The organism is Myxococcus faecalis (assembly GCF_050039385.1).
Classification (GTDB): Bacteria; Myxococcota; Myxococcia; order Myxococcales; family Myxococcaceae; genus Myxococcus; species Myxococcus fulvus.
The window spans coordinates 10,951,454-10,968,942 of sequence record NZ_CP144336.1 but is presented as its reverse complement, the minus strand read 5'-3'; the positions used below and the strand labels follow the sequence as shown (position 1 = coordinate 10,968,942).

Genomic DNA, 17,489 nt, shown 5'->3' with positions numbered 1-17,489 from the left:
ATCGTTCCAGCGCTGTCCGTCATGGCGCGTGACGCTCCCGGCGCAGGGGCCGCCAGCGGTACGCGCACTCGGTGAGATGGAGCACCGAGTCCAGCCGCGCGCCCGGGGCGAGCGGACCGTCCTCGAAGTACTCACAGTACAGCTCCACGGGCGTGCAGAAGCGCGCGTTCCACGGGGCACGGTCGATGGTGAGCACGTAGACGAAGTCGCCGGAGACACCGAGCGCGTCGTAGCACTCGACCAGGGGCTCGTGCAGGTCCTCCAATCCCGTCCACACGCTGCCGACGGGAGGCTCGGTCCTGGGGCGCGTGTCGAACACCGCCACCAGTCGCCCCCCGGCGAAGCGCGCCTCCGGGTCCACCGCCAGGGTGAGCAGCTCGCCCTCGCGGGCCATCACCATCTGGGCCTCGCCGAACTCGTGGAAGCGGAACTCGTCCAGCGTGTTGCCCACCCGGCGCATCACCGGATCATTCGTCTCGCTGCGCACGAAGTAGCCGCCGCGCCGCCACTCGCCCCGCGCGTTGCGGTAGCGCACCGCGGCCCGGTAGCTCACCTGGTAGAAGCACACGCCGAGCAGCGGAGACACCCCCTGGGGGCGCATGTCGCGCAGCGAGGACATCAGCACCTGCACCCACGCCGTGCCTCGGTGCAGCTCGGGCACCAGGGGCGCCGGCAGGATGCGCGCGAGCCGCTCCGGGTCCACGGCGTAGTTGAGCGACACGGCCTCCACCCAGTGCGTCTGCACCTGCGTGAGCCAGGGCACCGACGGACACTCCTCCATGTCCGGAGAGCTGGGGCTCGGGTCCTGACTCGCCGCGAGCAGGCCCTCGGCATGTCTGAGCGCCTCGTGTCCGGAGGGCGTCGGTGTCCAGCGGCGTCGCTCCTGTCGCACCAGCCCGGCGCCCGAGAGGGCTCGCAGCGCGGAGCCTGGATCCTCCACTCCCGCGAGCGAGAGGCGTGCATGGAGCTCCTGCTCGTCCAGCCCCCAGGGCTCGGTCGCGAGGGCCACCAGCGCGGCGAGCGACTCCGGCTTCATACCAGCCGCGCCTCGGGGCGCTGCGACGCGAGCCTGCGCAGTCGGGCCCGGTGCAGCGCGAGCCCGCCTCCGCACTGCACCACGAGCCACAGTCCCGCCAGCAGGCCGTAGGCGTGGTCCGGCAGGCGGGTCATCACCAGCGCCATGGCCGCGAAGAAGGCGGCCACCGCGAACCAGACGCGGCCCATCAGCGCGCCCATCATCGAGAAGGCCGTGGCGAACAACACGCAGGACATGGCGGGCATGAACAGCCGGTCCAGACCGAGCAGCCAGTTGCAGATCGCCACCAGCACCATGCCGCCCACGAAGGTGCTCCAGATGGCCCAGATCTGCCGCTCGATGAACGAGCGCGCGCCCGCCGTCTGCCCGCGCTTGAGCAGGAAGATGGTGACGATGTTGAAGCCGAGCACCAGCGCCCAGAGCACCACGTAGGCCTGGGGCGTGCGGTGGCCCCCGGTCCACAGCCACTGCGTGCCGGCGAAGCCCGCGGCGTTGGTGAAGCCATGGAGCATCCAGATGACGCCCCAGTTCTGGAGGGCCGAATCATCCCGTGCCTGGGAGACGACCCGGCGGATGAGCTCGAGGGCCTGGTTCGCTTCGTCGCGGTTCATCGTGGCGCGAAGTCTACGCGACCCGGCGCGGCGCGCGGAGGGGGGGCTCCCGCGAGGAACGCCTCCACCTCTTCCAGCCGCGGGCTCCGGGGCTCGGAGGCGGGCGCCACGGCGTCGCGGGCCGAGAGCGCCAGGGCCCGGGCCCGCTCCGGTTCCACGCCTGCTTGCCGCAGCGCCCGGGCGAGGGCGAAGCGTGTCTCGGCGAGCGTGAAGGCGCTGGCCCCATCCTTCTCCCAGTCCTCCAGGGCCTGGTCGAGGAGGCCGCGGGCCTGCTCCGCGTCTCCCTTCGCCAGCAGCACCTGTCCCAGGATGGAGCGCGCCTCCGCCAGGTCCTCGGGCAGGGAGGACCCGGTGCGCTCTCGCAGCGTCACCGCCTCCCGGGCCACGCGCTCCGCGTCCACGAGTCGGCCCGAACCCAGCAGGGCCATCGCCAGCCGGCACAGCGGCGTGGCGCGCTCGTCGTGCACGCCCAGCTCGCCCAGGAGCGCGGCGGCCGCGCGGGCCTGGGTGGCGGCCTGCTCGAAGCGACGCACCTTCAGGAAGATCTCCGCCATGCGCGTCTGGAGGTCGGCGTGGCGCTGGCTGCGCCGTCCCTCGGCTTGGGCGGCGTCCAGCTCCGCGCGCATGGCCTCCACGCGCGCGAGTGCGTCATCCACCTTCCCGAGCCCCGCGAGGACCACCGCGAGGTTCCCCGCGACGAAGGCCCGGTCCGGGTGGCCCGGAGGTCGATGCTCGCGGGCGAGCGCCCAGGCGCGCTCCAGCGCCACGCGCGCCGGCTCATATCGCCCCCGCGAGGCCTCCACCGCGCCGATGTTCCCATGCAGGCTCATGAGGTAGCTGGCCGGCTGTCCCGGGCCGTGGATGCGCTCGAAGAGGCGGATGCTCTCGTCGTACGTCGCGAGTCCCTCGTCGTACCGGCGCAGCTTGATGAGCGTGCCCGCGAGGTTGTTGAGCGTCATCGCGACGAAGGGATGCTCGGCGCCCACGTGCCGCACCAGCAGCGTCCGGGTGCGCTGTTGCGTGGCCAGGGCCTCCTCGAGGCGTCCCACGCCGCGTTGCGCGGTCCCGAGCGCGAGCAAGGCATCGAGGAGGACATACGCATCCTTTCCCTGCGTCCGCTCGCGGATGGCGATGCACCGCTCCAGCTGGACGATGGCCTCCGCGTGGCGGCCCTGTCGGGTGAGCACCAGCCCGTGGGCGAAGGTGAGGTTCGACTCGAGCTGCTCGTCGCCGCCGATGCGCTCCAGCTGGGCTTGCGCCAGGTCGCGCCACAGGTCGGCGTGCTCGGGGCGCTCGGCCAGCTCTCCCTCGACCTGGACCAGGAGCGTCATCTCCTCGATGACCCGGTCGTCGTCGCGGCCCACCTGGGAGGCCAGCACCGCCTGGCGCAGGAGCCGCGCGGCCTCCTTCTCGTCCCGCTCGTGGAGCTTCACGCGGCCCTGGGCGAGCAGCGCCTCGCCGAGCAGCGGCTTGTAGCCCACCGCGCGCGCCGCGGCCTCCACCGTGGCGGCGAGCGCCTGGACCTCGCTCCAGCGCCCCGCGATGTCGCGCGCCTTCGCGTCCGCGAGCGTCTCATAGGCCTCGCGCACCTTCTCCACGTCGGGGCCCTTCGAGGGAGGCGGCACCGGCCGCGCGAGCGCCTCCGCGTCGTCGCAGCTCGAGACGTCACTCAGCCCCCGCGCCATCTGGGGCGCACCGGAGACCTCGTTCGCGTTGGCGGTGCGCAGGACGTCCACCAGGGCGCGCAGCTCACGCCTGGCGCGCTCCAGGCAGTTCATGCGCAGGTCCATCGCCGCCTCGGACTGTTCCTGGCGGACGTGCGTGTCCTCGCAGGCGTCGCGATGGGCCTCGGTCCACGCTCCGACCTGCGCATCCAGGGACTGACTCAAGGCCGCGTGCGCGCTCTCCGCCTCGGGAGCCTTCGTGGCGAGGAAGGCTTCGCGCAGGGACGCCTTGCGAGACGCGTCCCAGATACCGACGAGCCGCGACGCGCTGTCCGTGCACGGACGGGGCCCTCGCGTGACGAGGATGGCGGTGAGGACCGCGGCCAGGCCCACCAACGCCCCCGCGGCTCCCAGCCAGCGCGACGTCCTGGGGAAGGCCGCGCGCTCCAGCGCCATGAGGAGCGCGTCCATCGACGGGTAGCGCTCGGTGGGAGCAGGGCAGAGCCCGCGTTGCACCACGGCGAGCAGCGCGCGGGGGACCGAGGCGCGTGCGATGGCCTCGCGTGCCTCCGGAGCACCGGGCTTCACACCGGACAGCCCCTCGAACAGCGCGACGCAGAAGCTGAACTGGTCCGAGCGCGCATCCACCCGTCCTCCCGCCAGCACCTCCGGCGCGATGTAGCCCGGAGTGCCGGCCGCGGCCGTGGAGGCGATGTGCGGCGCCGGTTCGATGTCCGTCGATGCGCGAGCGGGCAGTGACTCCATGGGCGCGGCGAGGCGCGCGAGCCCGAAGTCCGTCACCTTCGCGCGGCCGGCCCGGTCCACCAGGACGTTGTCGGGCTTGAAGTCGCGGTGGATGACACCGGCGGCGTGCGCGGCGGCGAGCCCGTGACCCGCCTGCAGATAGAGGCGGGTCACCCCTCGCCAGTCCGGACGCGCGCTGGCCAGGTGCTGGCGCAGCGTGCCGCCCTCGACCAGCTCCATCGCGATGAAGACCCGGTCGTCGACCCGACCCACGTCGTGCACGGCGACGACGGAGGGATGCTGGGTGCGCGCGGCGGCGCGGGCCTCGCTCAGCACCTGGTCCGTGGCCGCGACCAGCTTGAGCCCGACGCGTCGGTCGATGCTCGGGTCATAGGCCGCGTAGACGACACCCATGCCCCCGGCCCCGATTCGCTCCAGCACCACGTAGCGTCCCAGGAGCGTGCCCCTCTCCAGCGCGGACAAGGGCATCCGTCGTGACGACGGCGGTGCCTCGAGCAACGTGGTGGGCGTCCGTGGCGCATCCGTTGGTGTGTCCGGCGTCGACGGCGCACGCGCGCGCAGGAAGCCCGCGAGCCGTGCCTGGCAATCGGGGCAGCGGTCCAGGTGGGTGTCCGCCCGGGCCCGCAGCTCCCGCGACGCCACTCCGTCCGCGAGGTCGAGGAGCTGGGGGTCATCCAGGCACGCGGTGTCGGAAGCTGGCGCCATGTCGCTCATCCTTCGGCGAGCAGCGAGGACAGGCTCACCGCGAGGCTCGCGTCCATCACCCGCAAGAGGCTGTCGAGCTGCGCCGTGTCCAGCGTCAGCCGCCGGCAGAGCCCTTCGCGAGTGCCTTCGAGCAGCGCCTGCCGCGCCCGCGCCAGCCACCGCGAGACGGTGGAGGCGTGCACCTGATGCAGCGTCCCGAGCGACTCCACGCCCAGGCCCTGCACCAGGCTCAGCCGCAGCAGGTTCCTGTCGCGAGGCGACAACAAGGCGAGGGCCTCCGCGAACGCGGCGCGGAAGGCGGGCCGGTAGCGCTGCTGGATGAGCGCGAGCTCGGGGTCCGCGCCACGCAGGTCGGAGACGAGGAGCGCATCGTCCAGGGAGGTGGCGCGGACAGGCGCGCGCTTGAGGGACAGGGCCATGCCCACGGCGATGGCCTCCACCCAGCGGCGCAGCGCGCCTCGCCCCTCGTACTCGGCCAGTCGAGGCCCCTGCCGCGTGCTGCCCACGAGCAGCCGCATCCGCGTGAGCTGGAGCACCTCGTCCGCGAACGCCTCGGCGCGGTCCACGCGGCGGATGGCGCGGGTGACGGGCTGGAGGATGGCGCGCTGGAGGGACTCGAGCGCGGGACGCTCTCCCTCCAGACAGGCGCGAGCGAGGTAGAGGTCCTCGACCATCAACGCGTCCAGCCCTTCGGCCAGTGTGAGGCGGGGAGGGATGCGCTCGCCGAGGTGCCTCGCGAAGACGTCGCCGGACAATGCAATCTCCGGCCACGCCTCTCGGCAGCGGACCATGGCTTCCCCCAATCGCCGGGCCAGGGCGTGTGACTCGTCTGGCCCACACGGACGCAAGGCGCCCGCGAGAAACGACAGCACGAGCTCCATCGTGGCCGGGAGTCTAGCGAAGCTGTTCGCGCGCGCGAAGAGGGCCCCTCCCGTCCACCCGGACCTCCCACCGACTCGCCGCGTCGGCTCGGGAATCCCGACCGCGGGGCGGGGAAGTGCTCGCGGGAATGAGCGCGCGGCGTACCGGTGTGCAGGATGGACGGCGAGCGCAGCGGGCTCGCATCGGACCGACATGCGATGGTGGGTGCTTCCCGCCCGTGTTACCTGCCCGCACCTCATGAAGACTCCGTCGCGACCGCTGTCGATGGCTCATTGGGTGCTCGTGTGCCTGTCATTGTCCGTGCCCGCTCGCTCCGAGGCCTCCTCGCCACCGCGCCCTCACGCGCGTGGCGTGGCCAAGGGCCCGAAGGCGGGCACCGTCATCACGGGGACGCTCTCCGGGACGCTGACGGAGGCGGGCTCGCCCTATCAGGTCATCGGCGATGCGCAGGGCGTCGTCACGATTCCGAAGGGCCAGGTCCTCACGGTCCAGCCGGGCGTCGTCATCGACTTCAAGGGCCGCCCCGAGGTGACCCAGGCCGACGTGAACAGCTCCATCGACGACGTGATGAACTACCACAAGGGGCGCGTGGAGCTGCGCGTCTACGGCGGCATCCAGGTGCGCGGCACCGCGCAGAAGAAGGTCACCTTCACCTCCACCAACCCGTATGGCTGGTGGGGCATGAACTTCTACGGCCCCGGCTCCGTGGGCAACGGGCACCCCGTGTTCGAGCACATGGTCTTCGAGCGGGTGCGCAAGAACGACTACAACGGCGAGCGGGATTGGACGCGCGCCGCGCTGTGGGCCTACTACCCGGGGCCGGTGACCATCCTGAACTCCCTGTTCCGGGACAACGAGTCCGCGGCCAAGTGCGGCGCGCTGGACCTCATGTTCACCAACGGCTCGCGCGTGGAGAACACCGTGTTCGAGAACAACCGCACGTTCGACATCGACCGCTTCGCGCAGCCGGGCACGTCGTCCATGGCGGGCGGCGGCGCGATGTGCGTCACCCACGGTCAGAACTCCGTGGTCCGCGGCAACACGTTCCGCGGCAATACCCTGGTGGCCTTCCGGGGCAGCCAGTGGAGCACCCTCGTCGTGCGCCCGTTCCTGACCTGGCCCAATCCGCAGGGCACCTATGACCTGGGAGGCGGCGGCGCGTTGCACTACTTCCAGCCGAACAACGACCTCCTCGAGGACAACCTCTTCGAGCGCAACACCGTGACGCGAGGGCCTGGCGCGGCCATCTACCTGGAGGACCTGGGCACGCGCGCCGTCACGCTCCGCCGCAACCGCTTCCTCTACAACCAGGCGGGGATGGGGGGCGTGGTGGTCTGCAACCGGGGGAGCGGCGCGGTGGAGCTGGTGCTGGCGTCGGACAACGTCTTCACCGGCAACACGGTGAACGGCGCTCCGGCCCCCACCGTGACGGGGGACTGCACCGTCGGCTCCCAGTAGTCGGCGTGAATCCCACCTCGGCGCCAAGGGGGAGCGGGGTGGCCTCGAATAAATCGGGGCCAGGGGCGTCGGAAAGCCCAGAACACGCAAGCGAGCTTCGTGCTCCCGAGGACCCCTCCCCATGAACGCCTTCTCTTCCGCCCTGCTCGCTGGACTCCTCTTCGCCGGCAGCGCCCAGGCGCAGTTCCGTGCGAATCCGTCCGAGCGCGGCCAGAACCACCACGAGCAGCACGAGAACCGGCGCGAGCTCAAGGATGACCGCCTGGATGTGGCGGAGCTGAAGTCGGTGCTCGGCCGCTTCGACCGGGCCTGGAGCCGCAACGACGAACGTGAGATGCGCGCCGTGGAGCTCCGCCTCCGTCAGCTGATGCGCATGGAGCTGCAGGAGAGCCGCGTCGAGCTGGCGTCGGCGAGCTCGGAGGCGAAGCGCAGTCAGCGCGAGGCCCGCGCGGAGGCCTGGGAGGTCCGGGACGATGCGGCCTGGGGCCGCCGCTCCGATGGGCGCCGCGACCTCCGGGATGACCGGCGCGATGCCCGCGACGACAAGCGGGACGTGAAGGCGGAGCTGGCCACCCTGCGCTCGCGGCAGGCCATCGCGAAGGACCTGGCGGAGCTGGAGGGGCGTCGGAGCGGCGGGGCCCTGCACCGCAAGCGCGACCTCATCCAGGAGCTCATCCGCCTGGGTGAGCGAGAGATTCGCGAGGGCTACCAGGAGGTGCGCGAGGACAAGGCGGAGCGTCGCGAGGACCGCCGTGAGCGCCGCGAGGACCGTCGCTGGTAGGCGATTCGCTCGCCGGGTGACAGTTGCGCGGCGCCCTCCGACCTCCGCGCTTCCCGAAGGCTCGTGAGTCGGCGTTGACTGCCGGCCGTGGGAATCTGGTCGAAGAAGAGCCTGGCGAGGCTCCAGGGTGAAGACGGCGAGGGACAGCAGCTGCACCGCACCCTCAATGGGTTCCAGCTCACGTTGCTGGGCATCGGCGCCATCATCGGCGCCGGCATCTTCGTGGTGACGGGGACGGCGGCGGCGCAGCACTCGGGCCCTGCCATCGTCCTGTCCTTCGTGCTGGCGGGCTTCGGCTGTCTGCTCGCCGGGCTGTGCTACGCGGAGTTCGCCTCGATGATTCCCGTCGCGGGCAGCGCGTACACGTACGGCTACGCGACGCTGGGCGAGCTGGTGGCGTGGATCATCGGCTGGGACTTGATGCTGGAGTACCTCTTCGCGTCGTCGGCGGTGGCGGTAGGGTGGTCCGGTTACTTCACCGCCTTCCTGCGCGACTACGTGGGCTGGGAGCTGCCCGCGGCCCTGGCCAACGCGCCCTTCGGGACGACGCCCGGCTCGCTCGTGCCGCACGCCACCGGGGCGCTCATCAACCTGCCGGCGGTGGTGCTGGTGGGGGTGCTCACCGCGCTGCTCGTCGTGGGCATCCACGAGTCCGCGCGCGTCAACAACATCATCGTCTTCGTGAAGGTGGCCATCGTCCTGCTGGTCATCGTCTTCGGCGCCTTCCACGTCGAGCGCGAGCACTGGACGCCCTTCATCCCGCCCAACCAGGGGGAGTTCGGTCAGTTCGGCTGGAGCGGGGTGCTGGCGGGCGCGGGCGTCATCTTCTTCGCGTACATCGGCTTCGACGCGGTCTCCACCGCCGCGCAGGAGACGAAGAACCCGAAGAGGGATTTGCCGAGGGGCATCCTCGGCTCGCTGGTGGTGTGCACCGTGCTCTACGTCCTGATGGCGGGGGTGATGACGGGCCTGGCGCCGTACCACGAGCTGGATGTCGCCGAGCCCGTCTATGTGGCCATCTCCGAGGGCGGCCCCGCGCTGGCGTGGCTTCGTCCCATCGTCGGCCTGGGCGCCATCGCGGGCCTCGCGTCGGTGGTGCTGGTGATGTTGATGGGCCAGCCCCGCGTCTTCTACGCCATGGCGCGCGACGGCCTGCTGCCGGACTTCTTCGGCCGCATCCATCCGCGCTTCCGCACGCCCTACGTCTCCACGCTCATCACGGGCGTGGTGGCCATGGTGGTCGCGGGGCTGTTCCCCATCGGCCTGTTGGGGCACCTGGTGTCCATCGGCACGCTGTTCGCGTTCATGGTGGTCTGCGCCGGCATCCTGGTGCTGCGCTACACGCAGCCGGACCTGCCCCGGCCGTTCCGCACGCCGTTCGTCCCCGCGGTCCCCATCCTGGGCATCCTCACCTGCGGCGCGCTGATGCTGGGGTTGGGACTGGAGACGTGGCTGCGGCTGGTGCTCTGGCTGGGCCTGGGCCTGGTCATCTACTTCGGCTACGGGCGGCGCCACTCACGCGTGGCCCGGGAGGAGGCGTCTCGCCCCCCTCCGCCCTGAGCCACCCGGCGGGCGGGGAGGCGAGCGCCGGCGTGGATGTCCGGGCCGCTGGCGAGGTGGCCAGAGTCAGGGGCGCCCGTTAGAAGAGGCCGCATGGGTTCTTCCAGACGGGATTGTGGGCCTTCGGGCCCGAGGCTCGAGAAGATGCGCGCCTCGCGGCGGTACGAGGATGGCCGGTTTCGCAACACCGCCCCCGTGGGGCCCGGCCTCCAGGGCAATCCGCTCCCGCTGCTGGGTGAGTACTTCTTCGGCGGCACCCAGCGCACGCCGCCCGGCGTCCTCCCGCTGGAGAGCCCGCTCGAGGCGTGGGCCCGGCGGCCCGACTCCGGCCTGCGGGTGACGTGGCTGGGGCACAGCACGATGCTGCTGGAGCTGGACGGCGCGCGCATCCTCACGGACCCCGTCTTCGGCGAGCGCGCCTCGCCCATGTCCTTCGCGGGCCCTCGCCGCTTCCACCCGGTGCCGGTGTCACTGGAGACACTCCCCGCGCTGGATGCGGTGCTGGTGTCGCATGACCACTACGACCACCTGTGCCGCGCCACCATCACCGCGCTGGCGAAGCGGCGCGTCCCGTTCATCACCGCGCTGGGCGTGGGGATGCACCTGGAGGCCTACGGCGTGGCGCCGGAGCTCATCACCGAGCTGGACTGGTGGGAGAAGCACCCGGTGGGGCCGGTGACCTTCACGGCCACGCCCTCGCAGCACTTCTCGGGACGGGGGCTGGCGGACCGGAACCGGACGCTGTGGGCTTCGTGGGTGTTGGAGGGGGAGCGTCATCGGCTCTTCTTCAGCGGCGACACGGGGCTGACGGAGGAGTTCCGCGAGGTGGGCCGGCTGCATGGCCCGTTCGACCTGGTGATGCTGGAGGTCGGCGCGTTCCATCCGAGCTGGGGTGGCATCCACCTGGGGCCGGAGAACGCGCTCAAGGTCCACGACATGCTGGGCGGTGGACGGCTGATGCCGGTGCACTGGGGCACCTTCAACCTGGCGCTGCACGCGTGGGACGAGCCCGCGGAGACGCTCGTCCGGCTGGCCTCGGAGCAGCAGGTGCGCTTGTTCACGCCCCGGTTGGGGGCCGCGAGCGAGCCCACGCGCGTCGAGACGGTGACGCCCTGGTGGCGCGAGGTTTCTTCCCCGGCGCTGGCCCCGCGTCCCGTGCTGGGCGGGTAGGCGGCCGTGCTGGCGGGTGATAGCCCCCGGCTATCACCTTCATCCAAACGATGTCTTGGAACGGGGCATGCGCGATGGGCATCTTTCCATGCAAGGTGGAAGGAGCCTTGACGATGCCTCTCATCGCGCTGGCGGGTGTTGGTTCAGGTGCGCTGCATGCGCTGGCGGGACCGGACCATCTGCTGAGCCTCGCGCCGCTGTCCGTCGGACGGCGTCAGGGGGCCTGGCGGGTGGGGTTGCTGTGGGGGCTCGGCCATGGGCTCGGCACCCTGGTCGCGGCGGGGCTGCTGATGGTCGTCCTGTCCGCGGTGCATCTGGAGTCCGTCGACCGGTGGGCGGAGCGCATCGCGGGGCTGGCGCTTCTGGGCATGGGCGTGTGGGGGCTCAAGCGGCGCGTGGGGACGGGCGATGAGGCGCGGCAGTCGCGGGGCATCGCCGCGGTGGGGCTGGTCCACGGCCTGACGGGCGCGTCGGCGCTGCTGCTGCTCCTGCCCGTCGCGGTGGCGGGGACGGGGGTGGAGCAGGCCCTCTTCCTGGGAGGCTTCTCGGTGGGAAGCACCCTGGCCATGTCCGCGCTCACCGCGGGAATCGCCGCCTTCTCGCGCGCGAAGCGGGTGTCCGCGAAGGTGGCCACCCATGTGCCCCGCGTGGCCTCCACGCTCTCCATCGTCCTGGGTGGCGCGTGGATGGCGGGGAGCTTCTGACGCCGACGCGGCTTCAGCGGCCTCGCGCCGGGCCTCGGGGACGGGCGGGTGGTGTGTCGGGGTAGTGCTCGCGGAGCACGGCGGACAGCTGTCGCAGCGCGCTCGCGAGCGGGGTGCTGCGCCGCCAGACGAGCGCGAGCGTGCGATGGGGCGTGGGGGCGGCGATGGGGCGGATGTCCAGGTCCGCGCGTCGGCTCTCCGTCGGCAGGGCCAGCGCGGGCAGCAGGGTGACCCCCGCGCCGCCCGCCACCATCTGCGCGAGCGTCGACAGGCTGGTGGCGCGGAACTCCTGCTCGTGGGTCCTGGCGCGGGTGCAGAACGCGAGGGCCTGGGCGCGCAGGCAGTGGCCCTCGTCCAAGAGGAGCACCTTCGCGTCGCGCAGCTCCGATGGGGTCACCGGCGTGTCCCTCGCGCCGAGCGGATGGCCCTTGGGCGTGACGAGGAAGAACGCGTCACGGGCGATGATGTCCCGCTCCACGTCGCCGACGTCCGCCTCCAGCGCGAGCAGCGCCGCGTCCAGCGTGCCCGCCTCCAGCTCGCGCGTCAGGACCTCCGTCTTGTCCTCCACCCACGCCACCGTCAGGCGCGCGAAGCGGCGGCGCAGCGCGGGCGTGAGCGAGGGGAGCAGGTAGGGCGAGACGGTGGGGATGATGCCGATGCGCAGCGTGCCGTCGAGCGGGTTGCCCACGCGCCGGGCCTCCTCCTGGAGGTCGTCCGCCTCCAGGAGCAGCCGGCGGGCGCGCTCCACCAGGCGCTGGCCCGCGGCGGTGGGCAGCACGCGCTTCTTGTCCCGCTCGAAGAGGCGGACCCCGAGCGCCTCCTCGAGTTGCGCGAGCTGCGCGCTCAGTGAGGGCTGGGAGACGTGGCAGAGCGCGGCGGCCTTGCGGAAGCTCAGGCTGTCCGCGACGGCGACGGCGTACTGGAGCTGCCGTAGGGTGAAGGGGTGGGGCTGGAGGCGCACGGGCCCTTTGTACCGCGTCCGGGCTCACGACCTCGGCGAGCGTTCGCCCCGGTGCCCGCGCTTCCCCGGGCGGGGACGGAGGAGTTGGAGGGTTGCTCCAGATGACCCGGGGGAGGGCCGGACATAGGGTAGGGGCGCATGGGGCCAGCACGACGGGATGGGGTGAAGCGACGCGACGAGCTGCTGGACGCGGCGTTGCAGTGCTTCACGGAGCGGGGTGTCCTCGGCACGGGCATCGAGGAGATTCGCAAGGCCGCGGGGGCGAGCCCCTCCAGCGTCTACCACCTGTTCGACGGGCTGCCGGACCTGACGCTGGCGCTGCTCCTGCGCACCTTCGAGCGGCTCTTCTCGCATCAGACGGAGCGCGTGCTGGCCACGTCCACGGCGGAGGAGGCGGTGCTCGCGCTGGTGGATGGGCACCTGGAGTGGGTCCTGGCCCATCCGGACGAGGGGCGCTTCATGTACCAGGCCATGGCGATGGAGCTGAGCGCGGGCGCCGCGGAGGTGCTGCTGGCTCGCAAGATGGAGCTGCTCGGGCCCATCATCCAGCACACGGCGCGCTTCATCGCCGAGGACGGGGTGCCCGTGTGGACGCCCCTGCAGCTGGACGTCGTGTTGCTCGGCCCCAGTCACGAGGCGTGTCGGCGCTACCTGGCGGGCGCGGCGCTGGACCCGGCGTGGATTCGCTCCCGGCTCCCGAGGCTCGCGTGGCGGAGCATCCAGGCCGAGCTCCCGCGCTCCTCCTGACCCGCCTCAGCCGCCGCGCAGCACCGCGCGCAGCCACGCGAAGTAGGCGCCCACGCTCGGGCTCACCTGGGCCTGCGTCCATCGCAGCTTGCGCACCTGGCGCGGGCCCTTCGCCTCGGCCTCGAGCGGCGAGAGCATCTCCAGCGCCTGGTCCCGCTGCTTCTGGCGCGCGAGCTGGAGCGCCAGGTCCAGCTTCACCTCGAACAGCGACGCATCCAGCGCCAGCGTCTCGCGCAGGAGCGCGATGGCGCTGCCTTGCTCCGAGGCCCGGGAGAACTGGAGCCGTCCGCGCAGCAGCGACTTCACCGCCTCCGCGCGATGTCCCTTCTCCACGTGCAGCCGCGCCACCTCGCGCCACAGGTCCAGCTCGCGAGGGAACAGCTCCGTCGCCTGCGCGTACACCGCGAGCGCCTTGTCGGCGAAGCCCTTGTCCAGGTGCGCCTGGGCCGCCGCGCGGAAGCTCTCCAGCGCGGCCTCCGACTGCTTCGTCTTCGCCAGCAGCGGCGCGAGCTTGCCCAGCACCACCGCGTCCTTGGGCTCCAGCTCCAGCGCCTTGCGATAGCCGGAGATGGCCTTGTTCAGCCGACCCTTGGAGCGCGCGAGGTCCGCGTCGGTGACGAGCTGGGAACGGGAGGGGGGCGTCTTGCTTCCGAACAGCATCGACTCCGCATTGAAGTCGGCCCGCGAGTCAGGGGCAACCCCACGCGCCCTGGCGCGCCGCGCCGTGCACGCTCAGCGACGGATGCGTGACAGCTGGAATGGAAGATTCCCAAAAGAAGTGGGCCCGATCAGGGTGTCCTCCTGACCGGGCCCGGGGTGCTGCCATGTTGGAGTCCGCACGTTTAAGTCTTCGCCTCAGGATGAGGCCTCGTGTCCTGCGATTGAACGACCGCCGCGCGAGGGTGGAACAAGCGGCGGGCTGGAATTGAACCAGCATCTCGAGGAGAAGGGCGAAGACGGTTGATCGGACCCACGACAGCGAATGTTGAGTCTGGAGTGAGAGTCTGAAACTGGGGTGCTTCGCGGGCCCGGGCTATGTCGCTCGCCTCTACCATTTGGGCTACCCCGCCACAGGGTTGGCGGGGGCAGGGTTCGAACCTGCACTGGAAGACGACCCGGGAACGCTCGGCGTCAACTTGCTGCTGAGCTTGAGTTTGTACTCCGTAGGACTGCGTGCGCGAGCCTAGCTGAAGAGGTAGCCGAGGAGAACATCCCCGGCCTTCATCTCCTCCGCCGCGACGGCGTTGGCCTCCTCGCGCGCGAACTTGACCGCTTGCTGGAGCTTCTCCACGCGCTCCAACAGCTCATTGACCCGGACGGCCGGCAGGGCGCCCGAGTACTTCACCGTCTTCCAGTAACCGACGACGATGTCCTCGTAATAGACCTCCACCTGGGCGGGGTGCTTCTCGGTGGCCTCGGCCTTCACGTGGTTGCGGGGGACCTTCTTCGTCTTCGCCGTCTGCACGGGCTCGGTGGCCCACAGGCCCTGCGCCGGGTCTGGGATCCAGGACTCCGACGGGTCCAGCGTGGGCAGCTTCTTCACGAAGGTGTGCAGGTCCACCAGCTGCTTCTCGAGGAAGAGCAGGTACGTCGCGGGCACGCCCTTGAGCAGGACGCGGCCGTCCACGCTCACGTCGGCCTTGGCGCGACAGTTGGTGAGGTCCTTGGTGGCGGTGACGTCGAAGAGGCGGGTGAGGATCTCCTTCGTCTTCTTCAGCACGTCGTCGGTGCGCACCTGCACGCGCGTGGACTCGGGGGGGAAGCGCTCACCCTCTTCGTCCCGGGGCTGATAGGTGCGGGAGATGCCGTTGAGCAGCTGCGGCTTCTGCAGGTCGTGGTGCGCCTGGGTCAGCTCCTGCTGGGAGCGGTTCTTGACGCCCTTCTCGACGGCGATGATCTGATTGAGCTTGGTCACGATGTCATTCTCTTGAGTTTGAGTTGCGGCGCTCGACGCTTCGTCCCGAGCGGACCTGACGGCGGTGACGGCTTCTCAGTTCGGCCGGCCGTAGCCGAGGAGCGCGTCGTCCTCGAACTCGGCGACCCAGCCCACGGGCAGCGCGAGCGCGGACAGCAGGGCGGGGCGGCGATGGAGCAGGGCGTAGAGCGGCAGGGACTCAGGCTCCTGCCCGGTGGCGGCGCCAGGAGGGATGATGAGCCAGCCGGAGTCGGTGGCCTCGGGGGCGCGGATGCGCGCGACGGCGAGCCGCGAGCTGGTCTCCCAGCCGGGCAGGGCGTCGACCCGGTCGCCATAGCGGGGGAAGAGGGGATCGCAGCCCACCGCCTGGGTGGTCTCGAGCATGCGGCCCTGGACCCGCAGCGTCACGGTGATGTCGTCTCGCCAGTCCGTCATCGGGTTGCCGGCGAAGTCGGGCTCGGTCACCACGAGCGAGGTGCCCCGTGGGTCGAGTCGCAGGCTGGACCAGCCGAAGCGCAGCGTGCGGCCGGGGAGCAGCCCACCTGGGGGGAGGCGGGTGAGCACACCGAGCACCCACTCGGCCTGCTCCTCCGCGTCGTCCTCGCAGTGCAGCACGACGTGGACGCCGTGGAGGTGTCGTTCCAATCGAAGGGGGGCCATGTGCTCATGCTCCTTGTGGCTAGCGCCCGTGGAAGACGGGAGGACGGCGGGCCGCGGCGGCCGCGAGTCCCTCGCCCAGGTCCGCGCTGCCGTAGCTCTCCGCCTGGAGCCGGGCCTCCTCCTCCAACGCACGGCGCAGGGCCGCGCGGTCCAGGCCGAGCCGTTGCTTGAGCCCTCGGGTCGCGAGCGGTGCGTTGGCCGCGATGGTGCGGGCGAGCGTGGAGGCGCGGGTCCGCGTCTGGTCCGCGGGAGTGGCCTCGAGGGCGAGGCCGAGCCGGGCGGCCTCGCGGCCATCGAAGCGGCGGCCGGTGAGCAGCAGCTCGGCGGCGCGCTGGGGGCCGGCGCGCAGTGGGACGAGGAAGGTGGCGCCCATGCCGGGGTGCAGGCCGAGCTGGACGAAGTTGAGCGCGAGCTTCGCGTCCTCGGAGGTGATGACGAGGTCGCACGCGAGGGCCACGCAGAGGCCCGCGCCGATGGCGGCGCCCTCGACGGCGGCGATGGTCGGCACGGGCAGGTCGAGCAGGCAGAGGTAGCGCGAGTAGAACTCGAGCATGAAGAGGCGGGCCTCCTCGAAGGGGACCTGGCGCAGGCGGTCCAGCATCTGGAGGTCTCCGCCGGCGGAGAACGTCCCGCCCGCGCCGGTGAGGAGCACGGCGCGCACGTCGCTACGTCCGCGCAGCTCCTCGACGCGCTCGCGCAGTGCGATTCCCAGTTCGGGGGTCATCGCGTTGCGGCGGGCCGCATCGTTCATCGTGAGGGTGGCGACGCCGTCGTCCACCTCCAGCAGTACGCTCATCGCCTGGACAGTCATGGGCGGACTGTAGCCGCCTGATTGTGCCCGTCCATCTCGTCCGTGCGACGTCGAGGATTCTCCCGCGTGCCGATGGGACTTCGTCGTGTGTCAGCCGGTGGCCTGGGTGATGGCGCGTCCCACGGTGAACGTGGTGCGCGTGCCGCCCGTGGCCCAGTCATACCGGCCGGGGACGTCCGTGTTCCAGCCTTGTTCACCGATTGCCGATGTCTGGCTTTGGAACGGCCGGGCGACGGATGTCTGTCTTGACGCGGGGGTTGCCCCATGGCCACCGTCCCCGCCATCGGAACCCAGACGGCCTGCATCCATCGCTTCCGCAGGCCACCGTCGCCGAGGGCAACGAGGACAACAACGGGGGCTTCTTCACCCTCGACGTCACCGAGCCCGCCCTGGCCGCGCCGGAAGGCCCGCCGCGCCAGCTGGAGCCCGCGCCCGCGCTGCCCTTCGACGGGGTCCAGGCGCTCACCCAGCCCACGCGGGGGGCCGCGGAGGACCTGGCGTCGTTCCGCCCGGCGCCCACGCCACGCTAAGTAGGTCGCCACAAGTTCCGAGACAAATGCAGGGACCTTGCCCGTTCCCGCTCCGCCTCGGATTCGCTCAGGAACATTTGGCGACCTACTTAGCCGGCCACCACCTCCCCCTGGATGGGGAGGTGGGCCCGTCCGCTCAGTAGAGGGTGAGGGTGACTTCCTCGCCCGGCTGGACGGAGATCTCCTGCTCGCTCTCAAAGCGGCGCTCGCTGCCGATGTTCTTGCCGCCGAACGTGCCGATGATCTCCACGCCGAAGCGCACGCGGTCCGTGACGCCCACCATGTCCGGGGGCAGCACGAAGCTGCGGCTGGACATCCCCGGCACCGTGCCCAGCCGCACCCTGCGCGCCCCGTTGAGGGCGTAGAGGTTCACGTCCACCGTCTTGCGGCTCTCCACCTGCACCGTCGTCTTGGGCCGGGGAGGCGGGTCGGCGTCCGCCGCCTGCGTCGTCGCGCAAGCGCAGGCGAGGGCGCCGATGAGCAGCAACACGACCGACAGCGTGGCACGGGTGGGCATATGGGCTCGCAG

The 17,489-nt window shown here is 71.4% G+C and carries 17 protein-coding genes; 7 read left to right on the top strand and 10 right to left on the bottom strand.

All coding sequences use genetic code 11. From position 1 onward, the window contains the following. Window positions 1–19: 19 nt before the first annotated feature. The 4 genes from VZQ01_RS43385 to VZQ01_RS43370 are packed head-to-tail and all read right to left on the bottom strand — an operon-like array spanning window position 20 to window position 5,572. Window positions 20–1,036, bottom strand: a complete 1,017-nt coding sequence (locus VZQ01_RS43385) for a DUF2071 domain-containing protein (protein ID WP_426746576.1) — start codon at window positions 1,034–1,036, stop codon at window positions 20–22. After that, a complete protein-coding gene (locus tag VZQ01_RS43380) occupies window positions 1,033–1,647 on the bottom strand; it encodes a hypothetical protein (RefSeq protein ID WP_426746575.1) in 615 nt (204 codons plus the stop codon). Before VZQ01_RS43380 ends, VZQ01_RS43385 begins: the two co-directional genes overlap by 4 nt. After that, complete coding sequence (locus tag VZQ01_RS43375) at window positions 1,644–4,781, bottom strand: tetratricopeptide repeat protein (RefSeq protein WP_426746574.1); 3,138 nt, start codon at window positions 4,779–4,781, stop codon at window positions 1,644–1,646. The genes VZQ01_RS43380 and VZQ01_RS43375 overlap by 4 nt, the downstream gene beginning before the upstream one ends. A 5-nt stretch (window positions 4,782–4,786) precedes the next feature. Then, window positions 4,787–5,572, bottom strand: a complete 786-nt coding sequence (locus VZQ01_RS43370; RefSeq protein ID WP_426746573.1) for a sigma-70 family RNA polymerase sigma factor — start codon at window positions 5,570–5,572, stop codon at window positions 4,787–4,789. A gap of 442 nt (window positions 5,573–6,014) precedes the next feature. Here VZQ01_RS43370 and VZQ01_RS43365 point away from each other — a divergent pair, with 442 nt between their 5' ends. From VZQ01_RS43365 to VZQ01_RS43345, 5 genes are all read left to right on the top strand, one after another. Continuing rightward, window positions 6,015–7,121 carry a right-handed parallel beta-helix repeat-containing protein gene (locus tag VZQ01_RS43365; protein ID WP_426746572.1) on the top strand — a complete coding sequence of 369 codons (1,107 nt, stop codon included), beginning with the start codon at window positions 6,015–6,017 and terminating at the stop codon, window positions 7,119–7,121. Between the two features lie 121 nt (window positions 7,122–7,242). Further along, entirely contained in the window at window positions 7,243–7,902 is a 660-nt protein-coding gene (locus tag VZQ01_RS43360) for a hypothetical protein (RefSeq protein WP_223751107.1), read from the top strand. Window positions 7,903–7,989: 87 nt separating this feature from the next. Continuing rightward, window positions 7,990–9,462: an amino acid permease gene (locus VZQ01_RS43355; protein ID WP_426746571.1), complete on the top strand. Its 1,473-nt coding sequence runs from the start codon at window positions 7,990–7,992 to the stop codon at window positions 9,460–9,462. Window positions 9,463–9,555: 93 nt separating this feature from the next. Continuing rightward, window positions 9,556–10,632, top strand: a complete 1,077-nt coding sequence (locus tag VZQ01_RS43350; RefSeq protein ID WP_426746570.1) for an MBL fold metallo-hydrolase — start codon at window positions 9,556–9,558, stop codon at window positions 10,630–10,632. A gap of 113 nt (window positions 10,633–10,745) precedes the next feature. Continuing rightward, complete coding sequence (locus VZQ01_RS43345) at window positions 10,746–11,336, top strand: hypothetical protein (RefSeq protein WP_223784459.1); 591 nt, start codon at window positions 10,746–10,748, stop codon at window positions 11,334–11,336. 13 nt (window positions 11,337–11,349) lie between these two features. On the opposite strand, the gene VZQ01_RS43340 is transcribed toward VZQ01_RS43345, so the two are convergent. After that, the gene (locus VZQ01_RS43340; RefSeq protein WP_426746569.1) at window positions 11,350–12,297 is read right to left on the bottom strand and encodes a LysR substrate-binding domain-containing protein; all 948 of its coding nucleotides are present in this window, start codon (window positions 12,295–12,297) and stop codon (window positions 11,350–11,352) included. 162 nt (window positions 12,298–12,459) lie between these two features. Between VZQ01_RS43340 and VZQ01_RS43335 the strand changes: the two genes are divergently transcribed. Then, window positions 12,460–13,044 carry a TetR/AcrR family transcriptional regulator gene (locus VZQ01_RS43335; protein ID WP_223751111.1) on the top strand — a complete coding sequence of 195 codons (585 nt, stop codon included), beginning with the start codon at window positions 12,460–12,462 and terminating at the stop codon, window positions 13,042–13,044. A 6-nt stretch (window positions 13,045–13,050) separates the two neighbouring features. Here VZQ01_RS43335 and VZQ01_RS43330 read toward each other — a convergent pair whose 3' ends face one another. The 4 genes from VZQ01_RS43330 to VZQ01_RS43315 form a co-directional block, all read right to left on the bottom strand. Further along, complete coding sequence (locus tag VZQ01_RS43330) at window positions 13,051–13,704, bottom strand: tetratricopeptide repeat protein (RefSeq protein WP_223751112.1); 654 nt, start codon at window positions 13,702–13,704, stop codon at window positions 13,051–13,053. Window positions 13,705–14,227: 523 nt separating this feature from the next. Then, window positions 14,228–14,959, bottom strand: a complete 732-nt coding sequence (locus VZQ01_RS43325) for a DUF7873 family protein (RefSeq protein WP_223751113.1) — start codon at window positions 14,957–14,959, stop codon at window positions 14,228–14,230. A 75-nt stretch (window positions 14,960–15,034) separates the two neighbouring features. After that, window positions 15,035–15,619, bottom strand: a complete 585-nt coding sequence (locus VZQ01_RS43320; RefSeq protein WP_223784362.1) for a hypothetical protein — start codon at window positions 15,617–15,619, stop codon at window positions 15,035–15,037. Between the two features lie 19 nt (window positions 15,620–15,638). Next, a complete protein-coding gene (locus VZQ01_RS43315) occupies window positions 15,639–16,415 on the bottom strand; it encodes an enoyl-CoA hydratase/isomerase family protein (RefSeq protein WP_223784363.1) in 777 nt (258 codons plus the stop codon). A 251-nt stretch (window positions 16,416–16,666) separates the two neighbouring features. On the opposite strand from VZQ01_RS43315, the gene VZQ01_RS43310 reads away from it, so the two are divergent. Continuing rightward, window positions 16,667–16,960 (top strand): hypothetical protein, encoded by a 294-nt coding sequence (locus VZQ01_RS43310; protein WP_223784364.1) that lies wholly within the window; start codon window positions 16,667–16,669, stop codon window positions 16,958–16,960. Between the two features lie 136 nt (window positions 16,961–17,096). Here the strand turns inward: VZQ01_RS43310 and VZQ01_RS43305 are convergent, their stop codons facing one another. Next, window positions 17,097–17,477, bottom strand: a complete 381-nt coding sequence (locus VZQ01_RS43305) for a hypothetical protein (protein ID WP_223751117.1) — start codon at window positions 17,475–17,477, stop codon at window positions 17,097–17,099. Between the last annotated feature and the right edge of the window lie 12 nt (window positions 17,478–17,489).